This is a genomic window from uncultured Flavobacterium sp., from assembly GCF_937967675.1.
In the GTDB taxonomy this organism is placed as follows: Bacteria; Bacteroidota; Bacteroidia; order Flavobacteriales; family Flavobacteriaceae; genus Flavobacterium.
The window spans coordinates 1-18,574 of the sequence record NZ_CALBSN010000153.1; the positions used below are offsets into that span (position 1 = coordinate 1).

The 18,574-nt window shown below is 30.0% G+C and carries 18 protein-coding genes; 8 read left to right on the forward strand and 10 right to left on the reverse strand.

The window, feature by feature from the left end; all coding sequences use genetic code 11:
* The 5 genes from uppS to murI all read left to right on the forward strand — a co-directional run.
* On the forward strand, positions 1 to 266 hold a 266-nt coding region (uppS, locus tag Q0075_RS09970; RefSeq protein ID WP_297869375.1), incomplete at its 5' end, for a polyprenyl diphosphate synthase.
* On the forward strand, positions 184 to 2,913 hold the full coding sequence (bamA, locus tag Q0075_RS09975; RefSeq protein WP_297869376.1) for an outer membrane protein assembly factor BamA: 2,730 nt from the start codon (positions 184 to 186) through the stop codon (positions 2,911 to 2,913). The genes uppS and bamA, both read left to right, overlap by 83 nt.
* A gap of 116 nt (positions 2,914 to 3,029) precedes the next feature.
* A complete protein-coding gene (locus Q0075_RS09980) occupies positions 3,030 to 4,052 on the forward strand; it encodes an OmpH family outer membrane protein (protein WP_297869377.1) in 1,023 nt (340 codons plus the stop codon).
* A gap of 23 nt (positions 4,053 to 4,075) precedes the next feature.
* A complete protein-coding gene (locus Q0075_RS09985) occupies positions 4,076 to 4,582 on the forward strand; it encodes an OmpH family outer membrane protein (protein ID WP_297869378.1) in 507 nt (168 codons plus the stop codon).
* 69 nt (positions 4,583 to 4,651) lie between these two features.
* The gene (murI, locus tag Q0075_RS09990) at positions 4,652 to 5,431 is read left to right on the forward strand and encodes a glutamate racemase (protein ID WP_297869379.1); all 780 of its coding nucleotides are present in this window, start codon (positions 4,652 to 4,654) and stop codon (positions 5,429 to 5,431) included.
* Position 5,432: 1 nt separating this feature from the next.
* On the opposite strand, the gene Q0075_RS09995 is transcribed toward murI, so the two are convergent.
* Together Q0075_RS09995 and Q0075_RS10000 are read right to left on the reverse strand one after the other, a co-directional pair.
* On the reverse strand, positions 5,433 to 5,945 hold the full coding sequence (locus Q0075_RS09995; protein ID WP_297869380.1) for a gamma carbonic anhydrase family protein: 513 nt from the start codon (positions 5,943 to 5,945) through the stop codon (positions 5,433 to 5,435).
* A gap of 58 nt (positions 5,946 to 6,003) precedes the next feature.
* On the reverse strand, positions 6,004 to 6,993 hold the full coding sequence (locus Q0075_RS10000; RefSeq protein ID WP_297869381.1) for a type IX secretion system membrane protein PorP/SprF: 990 nt from the start codon (positions 6,991 to 6,993) through the stop codon (positions 6,004 to 6,006).
* 286 nt (positions 6,994 to 7,279) lie between these two features.
* Here Q0075_RS10000 and Q0075_RS10005 point away from each other — a divergent pair, with 286 nt between their 5' ends.
* Positions 7,280 to 8,179 carry a NifU family protein gene (locus Q0075_RS10005; RefSeq protein WP_297869382.1) on the forward strand — a complete coding sequence of 300 codons (900 nt, stop codon included), beginning with the start codon at positions 7,280 to 7,282 and terminating at the stop codon, positions 8,177 to 8,179.
* A 44-nt stretch (positions 8,180 to 8,223) separates the two neighbouring features.
* Here Q0075_RS10005 and Q0075_RS10010 read toward each other — a convergent pair whose 3' ends face one another.
* Entirely contained in the window at positions 8,224 to 10,470 is a 2,247-nt protein-coding gene (locus Q0075_RS10010; protein WP_291109458.1) for an inorganic phosphate transporter, read from the reverse strand.
* 213 nt (positions 10,471 to 10,683) lie between these two features.
* Between Q0075_RS10010 and Q0075_RS10015 the strand changes: the two genes are divergently transcribed.
* A complete protein-coding gene (locus Q0075_RS10015) occupies positions 10,684 to 11,454 on the forward strand; it encodes a mechanosensitive ion channel domain-containing protein (protein ID WP_291109460.1) in 771 nt (256 codons plus the stop codon).
* Between the two features lies 1 nt (position 11,455).
* On the opposite strand, the gene tsaB is transcribed toward Q0075_RS10015, so the two are convergent.
* From tsaB to Q0075_RS10030, 3 genes are all read right to left on the reverse strand, one after another.
* Complete coding sequence (gene tsaB / locus Q0075_RS10020; RefSeq protein ID WP_297869383.1) at positions 11,456 to 12,115, reverse strand: tRNA (adenosine(37)-N6)-threonylcarbamoyltransferase complex dimerization subunit type 1 TsaB; 660 nt, start codon at positions 12,113 to 12,115, stop codon at positions 11,456 to 11,458.
* A 99-nt stretch (positions 12,116 to 12,214) separates the two neighbouring features.
* The gene (locus Q0075_RS10025) at positions 12,215 to 13,528 is read right to left on the reverse strand and encodes an efflux RND transporter periplasmic adaptor subunit (RefSeq protein WP_297869384.1); all 1,314 of its coding nucleotides are present in this window, start codon (positions 13,526 to 13,528) and stop codon (positions 12,215 to 12,217) included.
* Positions 13,529 to 13,548: 20 nt separating this feature from the next.
* Positions 13,549 to 14,871, reverse strand: coding sequence for a TolC family protein (locus Q0075_RS10030; protein ID WP_291109466.1), 1,323 nt, complete (start codon positions 14,869 to 14,871; stop codon positions 13,549 to 13,551).
* Positions 14,872 to 14,973: 102 nt separating this feature from the next.
* Here Q0075_RS10030 and Q0075_RS10035 point away from each other — a divergent pair, with 102 nt between their 5' ends.
* Positions 14,974 to 16,365: a DUF4403 family protein gene (locus Q0075_RS10035; RefSeq protein ID WP_297869385.1), complete on the forward strand. Its 1,392-nt coding sequence runs from the start codon at positions 14,974 to 14,976 to the stop codon at positions 16,363 to 16,365.
* Positions 16,366 to 16,399: 34 nt separating this feature from the next.
* Here the strand turns inward: Q0075_RS10035 and Q0075_RS10040 are convergent, their stop codons facing one another.
* From Q0075_RS10040 to Q0075_RS10055, 4 genes are read right to left on the reverse strand one after another with little or no spacing between them, the layout of a single operon-like run.
* Positions 16,400 to 16,621, reverse strand: coding sequence for a hypothetical protein (locus Q0075_RS10040; protein WP_291109470.1), 222 nt, complete (start codon positions 16,619 to 16,621; stop codon positions 16,400 to 16,402).
* Positions 16,622 to 17,161 carry a DUF420 domain-containing protein gene (locus Q0075_RS10045; protein ID WP_297869386.1) on the reverse strand — a complete coding sequence of 180 codons (540 nt, stop codon included), beginning with the start codon at positions 17,159 to 17,161 and terminating at the stop codon, positions 16,622 to 16,624.
* Positions 17,162 to 17,163: 2 nt separating this feature from the next.
* Positions 17,164 to 17,790: an SCO family protein gene (locus Q0075_RS10050; RefSeq protein ID WP_297869387.1), complete on the reverse strand. Its 627-nt coding sequence runs from the start codon at positions 17,788 to 17,790 to the stop codon at positions 17,164 to 17,166.
* 5 nt (positions 17,791 to 17,795) lie between these two features.
* Positions 17,796 to 18,497, reverse strand: coding sequence for a hypothetical protein (locus Q0075_RS10055; protein ID WP_291109474.1), 702 nt, complete (start codon positions 18,495 to 18,497; stop codon positions 17,796 to 17,798).
* Positions 18,498 to 18,574: the final 77 nt, after the last annotated feature.

An 18,574-nucleotide genomic window follows, 5' to 3' on the forward strand; every position in this document is an offset into this window, starting at 1 on the left:
AAGAGGCTATTGACGAATCAATTATTAATCAGCATCTTTACACACACAATTTACCAGATGTAGATTTAGTAATTAGAACTAGCGGTGAACACAGAATAAGTAATTTCCTATTATGGCAAATTGCATATGCCGAATTTTATTTTACAAATGTACTTTGGCCAGATTTTTCAGAGAACGATTTATATGAGTCAATTATTAGTTATCAAAAACGTGAACGCAGATTTGGAAAAACCAGCGAACAAATTATACCCGAAAAAAATGTTTAAAAAAGCAATACAATTATTTTCTATCCTATTATTACTGAATAACATTTCTATTTTTGCTCAAGAAACTAAACTTGAAAATGGAAAAGAATATATTTTAGCTAAAATTCAAGTTACAGGAAAAATTTCCTATAACGAGCAAACTGTTACTACTTTTACAGGGCTTGAAAAAGGACAAACCATAATGGTTCCAGGAGAAGATATTAGTATTGCCATAAAAAAACTATGGAAATTAGGATTGTTTTCTGATGTCAACTTCTATGTAAATGAAATTAAAGGAGATAGTATTTTTTTAGAATTAAACATAAATGAATTACCGAAAATTTCTGATGTTAAAATAAAAGGAGTAAAAAAAGGTAAATCTGAAGAACTTATTAAAGAAACCGACTTAAAAAAAGGAAAAATAGTTAATGAAAATTTATTAACCACTACAAAAAATTATATTGAAAATAAATATAAAAAAGATGGTTTTTATAATGCAAAAGTTGCCATAAACACTATTCCAGACAGCACAGGAAATGAAGTTAAAATGGTGGTTAATATAGATCGTGGTAGCAAGGTTAAAGTGAGTAAAATAGATTTTGAAGGCAACACTAAAATTAGTGATTCTAAATTAAAAAGTGCCTTCAAAAATACCAAAGTAAAAAATCCAATTCGAATATTAAAATCTTCAAAATATATTAAAGAAAAATACAAAGAAGATTTAAGTACCGTTATCAGTAAATATAAAGAAAATGGATATCGTGATGCTAGAATTGTATCTGATTCTGTAACTTATGACAAAAAGAAAAACACCGTTGCCATAAAAGTCAAATTAGAAGAAGGAAGAAAATATTATTTTGGTGATATTCGTTATTTAGGAAATACTGTTTATACAGACCGTCAATTAAGTTCAATATTAGGCATTAAAAAAGGAGATGTATACAACGGAAAAATATTAGAGGAAAGAATTGCTGATAAATCTAAACCAGATGGTGAAGACATAACCAATTTATATCAAAACAATGGTTATTTATTTTCGAGCATTAATCCAGTAGAAACAAGAACAGTTAATGACACCATTGATTTTGAAATTAGAATTACAGAAGGTCCAATTGCTTATTTTAACAAAATTACAGTTGTAGGAAATGACAGAACAAATGACCATGTAATCTACAGAGAGTTAAGAACAAAACCTGGACAAAAATACAGTAAAGAAGATTTAATTCGCTCTATCAGAGAAATTGGACAATTAGGTTTCTTTGATCCAGAAGCTATAAAACCAGAGTTTAAAAATGTTGATCCTCAAGCAGGAACTGTTGACATAGAATATAATGTTGTTGAAAAAGGATCAAGTCAAATTGAATTACAAGGTGGTTATGGTGGAGGTGGATTCATAGGTACTTTAGGTTTATCATTTAATAATTTTTCAGCTAGAAATATTTTCAAAAAAGAAGCTTATAAACCATTACCTATTGGAGATGGACAAAAAATGTCGTTGAGACTTCAAGGAAGTTCTTATTTCCAAACCTATAGCTTATCCTTTTCAGAACCATGGCTAGGTGGAAAAAAACCAGTAAGTTTCTCAACAACTTTATCGCATAGTAAACAATTTTTATATAACTATTCAACAAGAAATGTTACAAGAAATCAAAGCTTTAATATTTCATCTATATCTGTTGGAATAGCAAAAAAACTTACAGTACCAGATGATTATTTTGTGCTTTCACAGTCGGTATCATTTCAATATTATGACCTAAATAATTATAAAACTGGATTATTTACATTTGGTAATGGCGCATCTAGAAACCTTACCTATACAATAGGTCTTACTCGAAACAGTAAAGGGGTAAATCCTATCTTCCCAACGTATGGCTCTGAATTTAGTATAGTAGGAAAATTTACACCACCTTATTCATTATTTAATGGTGTTGATTATGGAGATTTAGGAAATCAAAAGGCATACAAAATAAGATATACTGCAGATTCAGATTATCAAACGGTAACAACTAGCGATGGTTATGACCCAATAGTTGGAGATTATTTAAAAGAAACATCTGAAGGGTCAGGAGTATATGAAACAGTACATTCTGATTGGCAATCTGCCTCTGCTGATAGAGGTAAAGTTGACCAAAAAAGATTCAATTGGTTAGAATATTACAAAGTTAAATTCAAAGCAGATTGGTATACTCGTGTTTGGAATAAATTCGTACTAAGAACATTAGGTGAGTTTGGATATATGGGAGCATATGATAAAGAAAGAGGAATTGTACCTTTTGAAAGATTTTATTTAGGTGGAGATGGATTAGCAAACTTTTCTTTAGACGGAAGAGAAGTAATCCAATTAAGAGGGTATCCAAATAACTCGTTATCATCAAATAACGGAGGAACTGTATATAATAAATTTTCTCTTGAATTAAGACACCCTATAACTTTAAATCAATCAGCGTCTATTTTTGCTTTAACATTTATAGAAGCAGGATCTGCATTTGACAGCTTCAAACAGTACAATCCATTTCAGTTACAACGTTCTGCTGGTATTGGTTTAAGAGTATTTATGCCGGCATTTGGGTTGTTAGGTATTGATTTTGCTCATGGTTTTGATCCTGTACCTGGCTCGACAGTTAAAAGTGGCTGGCAAACGCACTTCATTATTGGGCAACAATTTTAAGGTTTATTATTGCTTTTTTGTTAAATTCGTAAAAATATTTTAATATTTATTCCGTTAATAACTATTAAGGCAGAATCAGGGTGATTCCTACAATAAACAAAACTTATTATTAAAAGATGAAAAAAATATTATTTATACTTGCTCTATTATCAATAACAACCTCTAAAGCTCAAACAGCAAGAGGAGTAAAGATTGGCTATATTGATATGGAATATATCTTAGAAAAAGTTCCAGGTTATGCTGAATCTATTAATCAATTAGAGCAAAAAGCTCAAAAATGGAAGCAAGAAATAGAAATAAAAAGAAATGAAATAAATAAATTAAAAGATGCTTTAAAAACAGAGCGAGTACTTTTAACAAAAGAATTAATCGAAGAAAGAGAAGAAGAAATCGCTCATTTAGAAAAAGAATTACTAGACTATCAAGAAAAAAAATTCGGTCCTAAAGGAGATTTAATAATTCAAAAATCCGTTTTAATTAAACCTATACAAGATCAGATTTTCACTATTGTTCAAGATGTTGCTGAGCAAAGAAAGTATGATTTTATTTTTGATAAATCTTCTGATTTAACAATGTTATTTGCAGCTCAAAAATATGATATTAGCGATTTTGTTGTGAAAAAGCTAACTGCTTCACAAAAAAGAGAAGAGATGAGCAAAAAACAATTAAAAGCACTTGAAGCTAAAGAAAAACTAGACGAATCTTTAGATGAAAATCCAGCTGTAGCTGAACGCCAAAAGATTTTAGATGAAAGAAAAGCTGCTCGTGAAAAGTTAATTGAAGAACGTAAATTAGCAAATGAGCAAAAGAAATTAGAAGCTTTAGAAAAGAGAAAAAAAATTCAAGAAGAACGTAATGGTAAAAAAACTGGCACAGTAATTGAAAACAACTCTACTGAAGGTACAGATAAAAATAAAGTTAACGATAATCCTGACACTAATAACGACAGCGAAAAAGTTTCTACTGAAGAAAAAAAATCTACTCCAGCTGAAGCAAGACAAAAAGTTATTGATGAAAGAAATAGAAAATTAGAAGAAAGAAAAAAATTAATAGAAGAAAAAAAGAAAAAAATAGCAGAAAATAAAGAAGCTGCCAAAAAAGAAAAAGAACAAAAAACAGAAACAGAGAACAAAAATTAAATAACTAAATTTTACAATTAAAAATGAAACAATTAAAAACTTTAGCAATTGCAATCGTACTTTTTATTGGAACTCAAGTTTCAGCTCAATCAAAAGTTGCACATATAGATGTACAAACTCTAATGACGGCAATGCCAGAAATGAAGACTGCACAAGACCAAATGAAAAAAATTCAAGAATCATACGATAAAGATTATAAAAATATGGTTGCTGAATATCAAACAAAATTACAAAAATACGAACAAGAATCTGCAACTGCTGGTGATGCTTTAAATGAAACTCGTTCAAAAGAAATGCAAGATATGGGCGCTCGTATCCAACAATTTCAACAAACTGCTCAAAAAGAATTAGGGCAAAAAGAAATGGATTTATACAAACCTATTATGGAAAAAGCTCAAAAAGCAATTCAAAAAGTAGCTAAAGCAAAAGGTGTAAACTATGTATTAGATGCAACAAATGGTTCAGGTGTTTTATTCGCTGAAGGGATTGACTTAATGGCAGACGTAAAAAAAGAACTAGGTTTCCAATAAAACCTAAAAAACATTTTAAAAACTGTGTAATCTATTTGTGATTACACAGTTTTTTTTATTTTTGTTAATATGAAAAAAGAATGTCCAATAGGTTTATTTGATTCTGGCGTTGGCGGAACTTCAATTTGGAATGAAATCCACAACTTACTTCCTAACGAAAACACTATTTATCTTGCAGATAGCAAGAATGCTCCGTACGGACAAAAATCTAAAGAAGAAATAATTGATTTGAGTTTTAAGAATACGGAATTCTTGTTAAATCAAAATTGTAAAATCATTGTTGTAGCCTGTAATACTGCCACTACAAATGCTATTAAAGAGCTTAGAACTAAATATGATGTTCCTTTTATTGGTATTGAGCCTGCTATAAAACCTGCAGCGTTGCAATCAAAAACCCAAACCATTGGCATATTAGCCACAAAAGGCACCCTTAATAGCGAATTATTTCATAAAAGTGTGGCAAATCATCCTGATGTTAAAATAATCGAACAAATAGGACATGGATTAGTACAATTGATAGAAAATGGAGATATAGATTCCGCAGAAATGGAAGAATTATTAAAGAGTTATTTAAATCCGATGGTAGAAAAAAATATTGATTATTTGGTACTAGGTTGTAGTCATTATCCTTATTTAATTCCACAAATTAAAAAAATCATTCCACCCAAAATAAAAATTATTGATTCAGGTGAAGCAGTAGCTAAACAGACACAAAAAATATTAGAGCAAAATAATTTATTAAATCTTTCAAAAAGAAAAAGTTCGCAAATATTCTATACCAATAGCGAGCCAGAGGTTTTAAAAAATATACTCGGAAATAATAAAACTGTAATTTATAAGAATTTCTAACCTAATCTTTAAACCAACCTGAATACATCACATAATTATTTGAAATACGTTCAATTTCGCCAGCAAAATCACTTTGATCAATATCTTTTACTTTTTTAGCAGGAACTCCAGCATATATACAACCTGATTCTACTGTAGTATTTTGTGTAACGACTGAACCTGCTGCTATAATTGAATTACTTTCAATAGTACAATTATCCATAATTATAGCACCCATCCCAACTAAAACATTATCTTTTATCACACAACCATGAACAATAGCATTATGACCAATTGAAACGTTATTCCCTATAACTGTTGGATGCTTTTGATAAGTACAGTGAATAACAGCACCATCTTGAATATTTACTTTATTACCAATTATAATTGAATTTACATCTCCTCTAATCACTGCATTAAACCAAATGCTGCAATTATTTCCTAATACCACATCCCCAACAATAGTTGCATTTTCTGCAACATAACAGTCAGATGGAATCTGTGGGCTTTTACCATTAACCTCTTTTATCAACATAATTTATTAATTTAAAAAAAAGTCCCGTAAACGGGACAAGATTTTATGAATTTGATATTTAATTAACCGCAGGACAATTACAATCCCACTGCTTATCTTTACAAAAGATATTCATCCCTAAAGTTATCTGATGAAATCCTCCATTATCAAATTTTATATCACCCATAACATGAGAATAGGTATACGAAAACATATATTTACCAAAATTTAAACCAACAATAGGCGAAACCCATTGTAAATTTTGTTTTCCTCCCTCATAATCTGCGCTATCAAAACTTCTTCTATATGAAACAGCACCCCAAAGCTTACCAAAATCTAATGTTTTATAGACTTTTAGGTTTAAATCAATCGAAGATTCTTTTGTTTCTGAAATTCTTTGATACATAATTGATGGCTCAAAAAGTAATCTATCTTCATCTCCAAACGTAGCTCCAACACTCCACAATAATTTACTTAAATTATCGGATTCAAAACCTTCTGAGTACAATTCTCTTCTTTGATTAGCTAAGAAATTTTTAACGGTTAAATGGGTAAAGAAATCCATATAATGATAAGAAACTCCTAGGTCAACATTAAAGTAAGCATCTTTTTGAATAACACCTTGAACAATAACAGGATCAAATCCTGTAAACGTAGAGCCATCTAGTGTACTTTGAACAAAGGCAGCACTTAAACCAAAAGACAACTGATTTAAATCTATAGTACCTCTTGAAAAACGAAGATGATGAGCATAAGTTAACTTAGCTCCTTTTTGAGAGTGATATCCGTTTTTATCGTTAAATAAAATCATACCTATACCCGAAACGCCATCTTCGTCTAAAGCAGTATTAAAACTTATTGTTTGCAATGCAGGCGCTTCATCTTGTCCAAACCACTGCTGACGACCAGTTAATCTAATTTTACCACAATTAGCAGCACCTGCCATTGAAGGATGAATTAAATAATAATTATCCGATAAATAATCAGAATAAACAGCAACTCCTTCTTGTGCAAAAGAAAATTGTGCGAATAAAAATGCTAAAATAAAATAACTTTTTTTAAAATTCATTGTAGTTATTGTTTAATGAAAACATACTTGAATGTTCAAGTTCTAAATAAAAACAACTAGATCAAAAAACAATATTGACTAGGTTTCTAATACGAATTTGCCAAAGATATAAATTTTTAAGTTTCTTTTACAATTCCGTCAAAATATTCTTAAGTTAAAATTACATTTTTTTAAGACACCAGAATTAAGGACATGAAAAACAAAATAAAACGTTAAATATGTAACTAAATATTTCAAACTACACACATGTTTGATGAACTTTGTATCTTTGCAAAAAAAAAATATTATGCAGGTAATCGCAACTAAAATAACTCAAAATCCAGCCATTGTAAAATTTGAATTGGATGAAATTATCGTAAGAACTCAAAATTTTGAATTTAAAAACATAGATGAAACTCAAAATTCACCATTAGCTAAACAATTATTTTATTTACCATTCGTTAAAACCGTTTACATTTCTGGAAATTTTATTGCAATTGAAAAGTTTTCAATTGTAGAATGGGAAGATGTTCAAGAAGATGTAGCCAATCAAATTAATGAATTTATTACTAATGGTGGTGAAATCATTAAAATTGATGAAAGTACAACTAAAAAGCAACCGATTACGGTTTATGCAGAAACAACACCGAATCCAGCTGTATTAAAATTTGTTTGTAATAAACTTTTAACTAAAACTGCCTTAGAGTGCAAAAATATCGATGAAACAAGCGCTTCTCCATTTGCAAAGGAATTATTCAAATTCCCTTTTGTTAAAGAGGTGTTTATTGACGAAAATTATATTTCAGTTACTAAATTTGCCGTTACAGAATGGGATGAAATAACTTTAGAATTAAGAACTTTCATTAAAGAATTCATGGAAAATGGCAATGTTGTTATAGATGAAACTGCAATTGTAAAAACTGAAATACATCAAAAACAACAAGAAGCTTATTTTGACGCACTTGATGTTACTTCTCAACAAATTATAAATATTATAGAGGAATATGTAAAACCAGCTGTTCAAAGTGACGGTGGAAACATTATGTTTGAATCTTTTGACCCAACAGAAAAAAGAGTTAAAGTGGTTTTACAAGGCGCTTGTAGTGGTTGTCCTTCTTCAACTTTTACTTTGAAAAATGGAATTGAGAATATGTTAAAGGACATGTTAAAAGACGAAGGAATCAAAGTTGAGGCTATTAATGGATAGCATCTAAAAATATAATACAAAAAAAGAGCCTTTCGGCTCTTTTTTTATCTCTTATTGTTTTGTTGATTAAACTCTTTAAACAATTCTAATAAATTCATAATAGATTTTATCAAATCATTTGTTTCTAAAAGTAAAGCAAAATACAATTTACTGTTTTTTGGACTAGTTTCTGTAGTTCTAATTCTTGTAATTTGTTTTGTAATTAATTCTGAAACCGTATCTAAAAATGCCTTTTTGTCTTTAAGTATTTCATCTAATTTAGAGAAATCTTCTGAATTAAAACTTTCTTCTAAACGTCCGAATAATTCTTGTAGTTGAGCATCAACCGTTTTAAGATCTCTAATTTGATTAAATTTTAATTTCTTATGATTGTTATTTACATGCGAATGACTGCTAGTCGTAATAAACTCTAACGATTGAACCATATCTTGTAAATATCCTAAAATCAAAATATAGAACTTACTAGCTTCTACAGAATTTTCATCTAAATTTTTGATAAAGTAAAAAACATTACTCTTTAATTCATCAATTTCTTTTTCAAGTTTCTTTAGTGCTTTCTTATTTTCTTTAAGTTTAGCTAAATCCTGTAAACCTAAGTTATCAATTACCCTAGAATATAATCCACTTGTTTTTCTTAAAACTTTTGAAATTTGAGAAGAACTTTCTGTAATCATTTCTTTTAATGTTACAATATCTTCTTTTCTTAGTTTCTTAATTTCTTCTTCCTCTTTAACTTTCTTTTTATGAATTTGGTTACTTCTGTAAAAGAAAATCGCCACAATAATCATAAAAGCAAAGAAAGCAAATACTTCACCGATAAACAAAATATAGGCAATAATTGCTGAAGATAAAAATGCTGCCATAGCGGTTACAAACCAACCTCCAATTACATTGAATACTCCAGCAACTCGATATACAGCACTCTCTCTATCCCAAGCTCTATCAGCAAAAGACGAACCCATCGCTACCATAAAAGTTACATAGGTTGTAGAAAGAGGCAACTTCATAGAAGTACCAATCGAAATCAAAATAGAAGCTACAATTAAATTTACCGATGCACGAACCATGTCAAACATAGGCTGCTCATCTCTTTTTCCTGTATATTCTGGTTGAATAAATTGAGCATCTAACTTTTTTTGAAGTGCTTTAGGAAGAATAAAACTAATAACATTCCCTAAATACATAAAACCACGAACAATGTTTCTAGATAAATTATTTGCATTGTATTTTTCATTTCCTTCACCTTGTCGTGATAAATTTTGCTCTGTTTCAATTACAGTCCTTGCTTTCTTAGAAGTCCATAATGTATAAACCATAACCAAACCAGCTAATGCTAAAAAGATAAATGGCGCTGGTAAATTTTCTTTCTCTAAATCTGACATCATAAACTCAGTAGCTCCTACACTTTGTCCTGCCCAAATTTCATATGCTTGATAAGCTGCAATTGGAACTCCAATAAAGTTTACTAAGTCATTACCAGCAAAAGCTAATGCCAAACCAAATGTTCCTACTATGATAATAAACTTAAAAACACTATACTTGAAAACACTAATTAATAATTGGCAAACTACTGTCCATAAAATTAAAGAATAACCAATAATTGTTAATGGGTTTTCTTTTATAAAATCTTTTACCTCAGAAGGAACAAATGTTATTGATTTTAATCCTTTTACTAAAATAAAAAAAGTAATTGCTGTCATAGCTACTCCTCCAAAAAGAGCCGCTACATATTTATATCTTTTTTCAATATGAAATGTAAAAATCAACCTTGACACATATTGAACTAACGAACCAAGTGCAAAAGACAAGGCAACTGAAAGTAAAATGCTATATACAATTTCTGAAGCTTTTTCTGAATTAATATAATTCCCAATATTACCAGAACCATCACCACTTACATATACTTTGTATACAGCTAGCACTACAGAAGCTCCTAATAAAGAAAAAATAACTGAAACAGTTGTAGATGTTGGAAGTCCTAATGTATTAAAGACATCAAGTAGTAATACATCTGTAATCATAACCGCTAAAAAGATGATAATTACGTCATTAAAAGTAAACATACTTGGCGTAAAAATTCCGTTTCTCGCAATTTCCATCATACCGTTAGAATAAAGCGCTCCAACAGCAACTCCTAAACTCGCAACAATCATAATGGTTTTAAACGAAACTGCCTTAGAACCAATAGCCGAGTTTAAGAAATTAACCGCATCATTACTCACCCCTACCATTAAATCGGTAATTGCAAGAATAGCTAATGCGATTAACATTATAATATAAATTTGTTCCATTTTTTTATGAATTAATTTCGATGCAAAATTCCTTTAAGAAATTTAGATTTACGTTAATTTAATGTTATCAATTTTGTATTTATATTCTATTTTAAATCCACCACATAACTTTAATTTAACATTAGAAGTTTCTACAATCTGACAAACAATACCGAAATGATTACTATTTATTTTATAATAAAACCATATATAAATATCTTTGCAAAAAAAATTATGGCAGCTGTTGAAATTCAAAATTATTTCGAAACCATTAAAACATTAATCTTAGAGTACTCACCAAAATTTATTGTCGCCATTATAATTCTTTTAGGTGGACTTTGGGCTACAAGCTTTATTACAAAAGCAGCAAAAAAAATAATGCTTAAGCGAAATGTTGAATTAACACTTTCAACTTTCATTGGAAACGTTATATTTTGGACATTACGCGTATTGTTGTTTGTAACTGTAATTTCAAAACTTGGTATAGAAACTTCTGCTTTTGTTACCATCTTAGGAGCTGCTGGCTTGGCTATTGGTTTATCTCTTCAAGGTTCACTTTCTAATTTTGCAGGTGGAATTTTGATTATTTTGTTTAAACCATTTAAACTTGGCGATGTGATAGAGGCACATGGCGAAACTGGAAAAGTAGACGAAATTCTTATTTTTTCTACTAAATTAATTACAGTAACAAATCAAGTAATTTATATTCCAAACGGAATTTTATCTAATGGAAAAATCAAAAATTATTCGCAATTAGGAATTAGAAGAGTGGATTTAGTCTTAAAAACAGCCTATGACTCAAATATTTCAGAGATTAAAAACACTATCCTTGATTTTGCAAAAAAACACCCATTTGTTATCCAAAATCCGAATCCGGAAATTATTATTAGTGAATTAACAGATGCTCACGTTATATTTACGGTAAAAGTTTGGACAAACAATTCGGATTACACTAAAGTTTCCTCTGAAATTCTAGAATTTAGTAAATCTGTAGTAAGGCTTTAAGTTACTTAGTTAAAACGAAATCTTTTAAATAATACGGTTCAAAATAAGCGACATCTACAAAGTCGCTTTTTTTGTATTTATCAAAAGACAATTCACTCATTTGTTTAGCCGAAGGAAATATCACATCTGAATGAAACACAAATTTATCACTGGTTAATGTATTTTTAAATTTTTCTGTTCCATCGCCAACCAAATGCATTTTTTCTGAAATTTCTTGATATGAAGTTTCATCAATAATTTCAGCTTGCGTATTTCTGATTTGCTTGTAACTTTTATCGTAAATAGCCGTAAAAACTTCCATTCTGCGAGCATCAATCATTGGAATGATGATTCCGTTTTCAATTTGAATTTGCTTTGCTAAAAGTTGCAATGTATCAATAGCAATCATTGGAATATTCAATGCATAACAAAATCCTTTAGCCGAAGAAACGCCAATACGCAAACCTGTATAGGAACCTGGACCTTGACTTACCGCAATAGCATTCAAGTCAGAAAATTGTAAATTATTTTCAGCCAGTAATTCTTCGATAAAAACGTGTAATTTTTCGGCATGGGAAAAATTTTGCTCTGCAATTTCTTTGCATGCAATCGCTTTTCCTTCCTTTGCTAAAGCAACAGAACAATTTTTAGTAGCGGTTTCTATATTTAGAATAATAGCCATATTTGGTTTTTTGAAAGGCAAAGTTAAGAAGATAAACCCGTAAAAAAAATAAGGCATAGTTTCCTACGCCTTATCTACCCAAATTAACTCATAAGAAATCTATTTCTTACTATCTTTTTTATCTTTTTCAGATTCAACACGAACTTTATCATTAGAAACTAAATCTTTTGAAACCGTTGTGTAAGGTCCAATAATAATTTCTTCTCCCGGTTTTAAACCCGAAATAATTTCAATATTGGTATCGTCTTGAATTCCAGTTTTAACTACTCTCAATTTTGCTTTATCTCCAACTTTCACAAAAACACATTCGTATTTTTTATCACTTTTTGGAGCCGTTCCTTTTTGTTCTTGCTCTTTTTTATCTAACTCAGCAACAATATCTTTTTTAACCGAAGTTGTATCGTCTTTAATTACAACTGCGCTAATTGGCACAGCTACAATGTTTTCTTTACGTTTTGTAATAATGTCAACTGTAGCCGTCATTCCTGGTCTAAATGGAGAGAAATTTTGAGGTTTTCCTTCTAATAAATCTTGGTATGATTCTTTTAAAATTCTAACTTTTACTTTAAAATTTGTAACCTGATCTGCTGTTAAAGTAGAACTTGCTGAATTTGAAATACTCGTAACAATTCCTTTAAACTCTCTTTTTAAATAAGCATCAACTTCAATATTTGCAGAATCTCCAATGTTAACTTTTACAATATCATTTTCGTTCACATCTACTTCAACTTCCATATTGTTTAAGTTCGCAATTCTTAAAATTTCAGTTCCTGCCATTTGCTGCGTTCCCAAAACTCTTTCACCTAACTCTACATTCAATAACGAAATTGTTCCATCTGCTGGTGCGTAAATAGTTGTTCTTCCTAAATTATCTTTTGCTTCTGTAACCGTAGCCGAAGCACTTTGCACTTGGTAATAAGCCGATTGTTTATTGGCAACCGCAACTTCATAAGCCGATACAATTCTATCCCATTCCGATTTTGAAATGATTCCTTTTTCGAATAATTTTTTATTTCGATCATAATTGGCTTTTGCTTCTTTAACTTTAGCGTCTGCTTGACTTAAACCAGCTTTTGTAGTTGACATAGAAGCCACAGAACGATTTACTCCAGATTCATATAAATCAGGATTGATTCTTACTAATAAATCTCCTTTTTTAACTTGTTGTCCCTCTTTAATTGGCAAAGCAATGATTTCACCTGAAACTTCAGATGATATTTTTACTTCAATTTCTGGCTGGATTTTTCCTGTTGCCGAAACCGTTTCTACAATTGTAGTTTGAGCAACTTTTGATAATTCAACGACCTTAGATTCATCGTTATTTCCAATTACACCACCTTTTTTAAGTCCAACTAATAACAAGATTAATCCGATTGCACTTCCTAATAAAATGAATATGGTTTTCTTTGACATGACTAGGTATTTATATTTTATTATTGTTTTTTAATTAATGGAATTCCAAAATAGAATTCTAATATTTTGGTTCTAAAAATGTAATCGTATTTAGTTCTCAATACTTCTGATTGTGCGTTTTCATAAGCTATTGTAGATTGAGAAAAATCAAATGAATTCATTAAACCTACTTCATAACGCTCTTTTGAAAAATTGAAAGATTGTTTTCTAGCTTCTAAAGTTTTTTGAGCGGCATCAAATGATTTTTTAGCATTAATAACATCATTATAAGCCTGATACACATTTCGCTCTAAATCTAATTCAGCCTGTTTCAATTGAAACTCTGAACGCTCTTGATTAATTTTAGCACGTTGTACTCTTCCTCTTGTAGCAAATCCATTTAAAATTGGAACGCTTAACTGTAAACCAACAGCTGTTCCATCAAACAATGACAATTGATCTGCAAAATTAAACGGTGTACTTTCAGACCAACGAGTATTATATCCAACAAAACCTGTTAATGTTGGTAAGTAAGAAGAACGTGAAATAGAGACATCTTTTTTAGCAACATCAACATTTGATAAAGCTATTTTTACATCTTTAACCGATTCTTTAGCTTTAGCCAAAATAGTCTCCTGAGTTTCATTTGTTATATTAGATATTGGTAAATCAATCACTTCATCTGAAATATCAAACGTAGCATAATCTTCTAACAATAAAGTTTGACACAAAGCAACTTTAGAAATTAAAAGCGCATTTTCAGTACTAATAATTTGTTGCTCTTGAGTAGCATCTGTAGCTTGTAATTCGAATATATCTCCAGCAGGAAGTGAACCTGCTTCTATTAATTCTTGGGTTCTTTTGATATTTTCTTTAGTAACTAAATTTTGATTTTTTTGAACTTTCAATTGTTCTTTATTAAACAATATTTGTAAATACGAATTCGCAATTGAAAGAGCAATATCATCTTTCATTTTATCTAGACGATATGTATTTGCTATCTTATTTAATTTTGCTCTTTGTAAGGTTTTCCAGTTTGCTAAACCATTAAATAACATTATGCCAGAATTTGCAGAAGCAGAAAACGATTTAAATGTTTGATTTTGAAATTGATTTGTTACAGGGTTAATACTTGCACCCGTATTTACGCTGTAATTAGCATTTGCAGTTAAAGTTGGTAAAAATCCCCCTATTGCCTCAAGTTTATCAATATTTGAAGTTTTTAAATCCAATTCCGATTGCTTTATCGAAATATTATTTTTTATAGCATAATCTACACATTCTTCCAAAGTCCATTTTTTACTTTGTGCCGAAAGTTGAAAACCTATCAACAATAGAAAAAAAACTATTTTTTTTGTTATCATTTTATGTGCTTTTATTCTCATTTCTTATAAGACCTCTTTTTCAATATTTTGTTACAGTATATCAATTAAAATTTTACTTTTACATCGAAAATTAGATCTCCTATGAAAACATTTCTTGTAATTTTTGCCTTACTTTTTACCTTGCTTCTAACCATTTCATGTGGTACAGCAAAAAAAATTGATGCCATAAAACCAGCACCTTCAAACGATAACCCTGTAGTTTTTAAAAATAAAGTTTCTTTTATTTCAATGCCTGTTGAAATAACATTGAAAGAACTCGAACAACAACTAAATAAAAATGTAACCGGATTAATATTTAACGATTCTATCTTAAATGATGATAAAACCGAAATGAAAATCTGGAAAACAGCCCCAATTAAACTAAGTGAAAATGATGGAAATATAGTATCAGTTATTCCATTGAAAATTTGGGCAAAATTTAAATATGGAACTGATTTTATGGGATTAAATGACACTCGTGAAATCAATCTAAATGGAATCATAACTTTAGACAGCAAAACGCATTTAACCAATTGGAAACTTACCACTACTTCTAAAATAGAAGATTTTAAATGGAGTGAAAGCCCTACGATTTTGGTAGCTGGAAAAAACGTTCCAATTACTTTTATCATCAATCCCACATTGAGCCTATTTAAATCGAAAATTTCGAAAAAAATTGATGAAGCTATCGATAAAACCTGCGATTTTAAACCTCATGTTTTAGACGCTTTAGACAAATTAAGCAATCCTATTTTAACAAGCGAACAATACGAAACTTGGTTTAAAATGGTTCCTTTAGAGTTATATGTTACGGAAGCCAAACTTAACAAAACTAAAATCATGTTGAACATGGGATTAAAATGCAACATGCAAACTATGGTGGGACAAAAGCCAAAAAGCGGGTTTGATGCTTCGAAAATTGTATTGAAACCAGTTGAAAAAATTCCGGATAACACAACTGTGTCGGTAGTAGCGGTTTCTACATTTGAAAGCGCAAGTAAAATTGTAACTAAGAATTTTCAAGGACAAGAATTTGCATCGGGAAGTAGAAAAATCACTGTTCAAAAAGTAGATTTATGGCAAAAAGATGGCAAAATGATTATTGCTTTAGATGTTTTGGGAAGTATTAACGGTACAATTTATTTATCGGGAATTCCGAATTACAATCCTATTACAAAAGAAATTTATTTTGATCAAATGGAATATGTTTTAAACACAAAAAGCGTTTTAATGAAATCGGCCAATTGGTTATTACATGGTACCATTTTAAAAAGTATTCAAGAAAATTGCCGCTATTCGATAAAAGGAAACTTAGAAGAAGGCAAACAAAATATGAAACCTTATTTAAACAACTATTCACCTATGAAAGGTGTTTTTGTAAATGGAACAATCAATGATTTCGAATTTGAAAAAGTTGAATTAACAGACAAAGCCATTATTGCTTTTATTACTACTAGTGGAAAAATGGATATTAAAGTGGATGGATTAGAATAAAACAAAAAAGTCGTTTCAATTGAAACGACTTTTTTTATATTTCTTTTTTCTTACCGTATTTTAATCTATAAATGGCATAACCTAAAACCCCAACTAATATGTATGGAATTGCCATTAAATATACTATTCCATCATTTACGGCTTCTGCTTTAACACCACCTTCTTCGCTTTCAAGAGCAGCACGACACATAGCACATTGCGCTTGAGCAGAAATGCTGATGACAAAAAAAACGATTCCAAATAAAAACTTTTTCATCTAATTTGCGTAATAAGGAGAAATCATTAAATAAACAACTACACCAGTAACCGCAACATATAACCAAATAGGAAATGTAATTTTTGCTATTTTTTTATGTTTATCAAATTGTTGTGACCACGCTTTTACATAAGTAGTTAAAACTAAAGGAATGATAATAATTGATAATAAAATATGCGTTATTAGGATAAAATAATACACGTATTTAATTACACCTTCACCACCAAACTTAGTAGAATCTGAAGTCATGTGATACGCTACATACATTCCAAGGAAAGCTACTGAACAAGCAATAGCAACTTTCATTAAATTCTCATGTAATTTTCTGTTTCCATTTTTGATAGCGATAACCGCAGCAACTAAAACCACAGCGGTTAAACCGTTGATTGTTGCATAAATTGGCGGTAAAAACGATAATGGTTGTACATCATACCCTAATTTTCTCAAATTCACTCCAAAAAGCAAAGCCACAACAGCAGGAATTGCTACTGATAAAACAACAATAAGTTTATTGTATTTTGTTTCTATATTATTTTCCATAATTATTCTTCAAGTAATTTTTTAATATCTTCTTTTATAGCTTCTACTCCAACAGGATCAAGTCCATCATAGTATAAAATTGGATTTCCTTGAGCGTCTTTTCTGCATCTTATTTTCCCATCTTTATCTACTAATGCAAATAAACCTGAGTGCTCAAATCCACCAGCAACTTTATTGTTTTCTCCAGCGTATAAGTTAAAACCTTTGTTTGCTAAACTGTAGATGTATTCTTTATCAGCTGTCAAAAAATGCCAATTGTAATGTTTTACTCCTAAAAGTTTGGCGTGTTCTTTTAAAACCTGTGGCGTATCATTAGATGGATCAATGGTTATAGAAGCAATTCCAAAATTTGGATTCCCATAAAATTCGTTTTGCAATTGCAACATGCTTTCATTCATTTTAGGACAAATCGTAGGACATGTAGAGAAGAAAAACTCTACCACATACACTTTTCCTAAATAATCCGCATTAGAAATTGTTTTATTGTCTTGATTCGTTAATTTGAATGCTGGAACTGGACCAATTTCAACCAAATCTGATTTTTGAAATTTAGCAATGATTTTTGGTACTGCCCAAATTCCAAAAATCAAAACGATGAATGAAATTCCGATGTATGATTTATTCTTCATGAAAATTACTTTTGTTTTTCAATATTCTCTTTGATGTTATCACGGAAAGCATCTTTTCTTTCGTTTTTATTCTTCTTGAGCGCCAAACGATACTCACGAAGAATGATTTTTACATCATCTGTCATTTCATTATGTAAATCGGCTGCCGAAATAGTATTGTAACTTTCTTTGTACTCCTCCTCACCTTTTTTGTTTTTACCTTTTCTTCCGCGATGATTCAATTCTTTATCTACGATAATTACAGCAGGAGTTCCTTTATTTTCATCCAATTGTCCCATTAATTTAAAGCTATCATAGAATTCTTGAATTTTATCTGGAGTTGAAAAAACAAATCTCCATCCTTTCATATCGCCAGTTATTGGTGCTAATTCATCTATAATTTGTTGGCATTTCTTTTCATTCCCTAAAGGAACCACCATTATCATTTGGAAATCTTTGAAGCCTTTGTACTTATTATAAATCTTCTGATTTAAATTAAAAAAGTTACCGCGATTTTCAATAACACTATCACCAACAAAACCTAAAACGGTTATCTTACCTTTCATAGACTCTTTCGAACCATCTAAACTTGTCCAATCGGATGGGATATCTTGGTTGTTCTTTGAAATTGTTGGTAAAAAAAGAGAATTGTGAGATGCCGTTGAAAAAACTAGATAAATAGCGATAGGCAATATAAAAAGTGAAATGAGGACTAATTTATTTTTCATTATATGAAACTTATTTTGTTCCTACAAAAGTAAAAAAAATCCCGATGTAAATCGGGATTATATAATAGAAACAAGTG

Coding starts and splice junctions, on each gene's coding strand:
- bamA (WP_297869376.1), top strand. CDS start 184: ATGAGTCAATTATTAGTTATCAAAAACGTGAACGCAGATTTGGAAAAA.
- Q0075_RS09980 (WP_297869377.1), top strand. CDS start 3,030: ATGAAAAAAATATTATTTATACTTGCTCTATTATCAATAACAACCTCT.
- Q0075_RS09985 (WP_297869378.1), top strand. CDS start 4,076: ATGAAACAATTAAAAACTTTAGCAATTGCAATCGTACTTTTTATTGGA.
- murI (WP_297869379.1), top strand. CDS start 4,652: ATGAAAAAAGAATGTCCAATAGGTTTATTTGATTCTGGCGTTGGCGGA.
- Q0075_RS09995 (WP_297869380.1), bottom strand. CDS start 5,945: ATGTTGATAAAAGAGGTTAATGGTAAAAGCCCACAGATTCCATCTGAC.
- Q0075_RS10000 (WP_297869381.1), bottom strand. CDS start 6,993: ATGAATTTTAAAAAAAGTTATTTTATTTTAGCATTTTTATTCGCACAA.
- Q0075_RS10005 (WP_297869382.1), top strand. CDS start 7,280: ATGCAGGTAATCGCAACTAAAATAACTCAAAATCCAGCCATTGTAAAA.
- Q0075_RS10010 (WP_291109458.1), bottom strand. CDS start 10,470: ATGGAACAAATTTATATTATAATGTTAATCGCATTAGCTATTCTTGCA.
- Q0075_RS10015 (WP_291109460.1), top strand. CDS start 10,684: ATGGCAGCTGTTGAAATTCAAAATTATTTCGAAACCATTAAAACATTA.
- tsaB (WP_297869383.1), bottom strand. CDS start 12,115: ATGGCTATTATTCTAAATATAGAAACCGCTACTAAAAATTGTTCTGTT.
- Q0075_RS10025 (WP_297869384.1), bottom strand. CDS start 13,528: ATGTCAAAGAAAACCATATTCATTTTATTAGGAAGTGCAATCGGATTA.
- Q0075_RS10030 (WP_291109466.1), bottom strand. CDS start 14,871: ATGATAACAAAAAAAATAGTTTTTTTTCTATTGTTGATAGGTTTTCAA.
- Q0075_RS10035 (WP_297869385.1), top strand. CDS start 14,974: ATGAAAACATTTCTTGTAATTTTTGCCTTACTTTTTACCTTGCTTCTA.
- Q0075_RS10040 (WP_291109470.1), bottom strand. CDS start 16,621: ATGAAAAAGTTTTTATTTGGAATCGTTTTTTTTGTCATCAGCATTTCT.
- Q0075_RS10045 (WP_297869386.1), bottom strand. CDS start 17,161: ATGGAAAATAATATAGAAACAAAATACAATAAACTTATTGTTGTTTTA.
- Q0075_RS10050 (WP_297869387.1), bottom strand. CDS start 17,790: ATGAAGAATAAATCATACATCGGAATTTCATTCATCGTTTTGATTTTT.
- Q0075_RS10055 (WP_291109474.1), bottom strand. CDS start 18,497: ATGAAAAATAAATTAGTCCTCATTTCACTTTTTATATTGCCTATCGCT.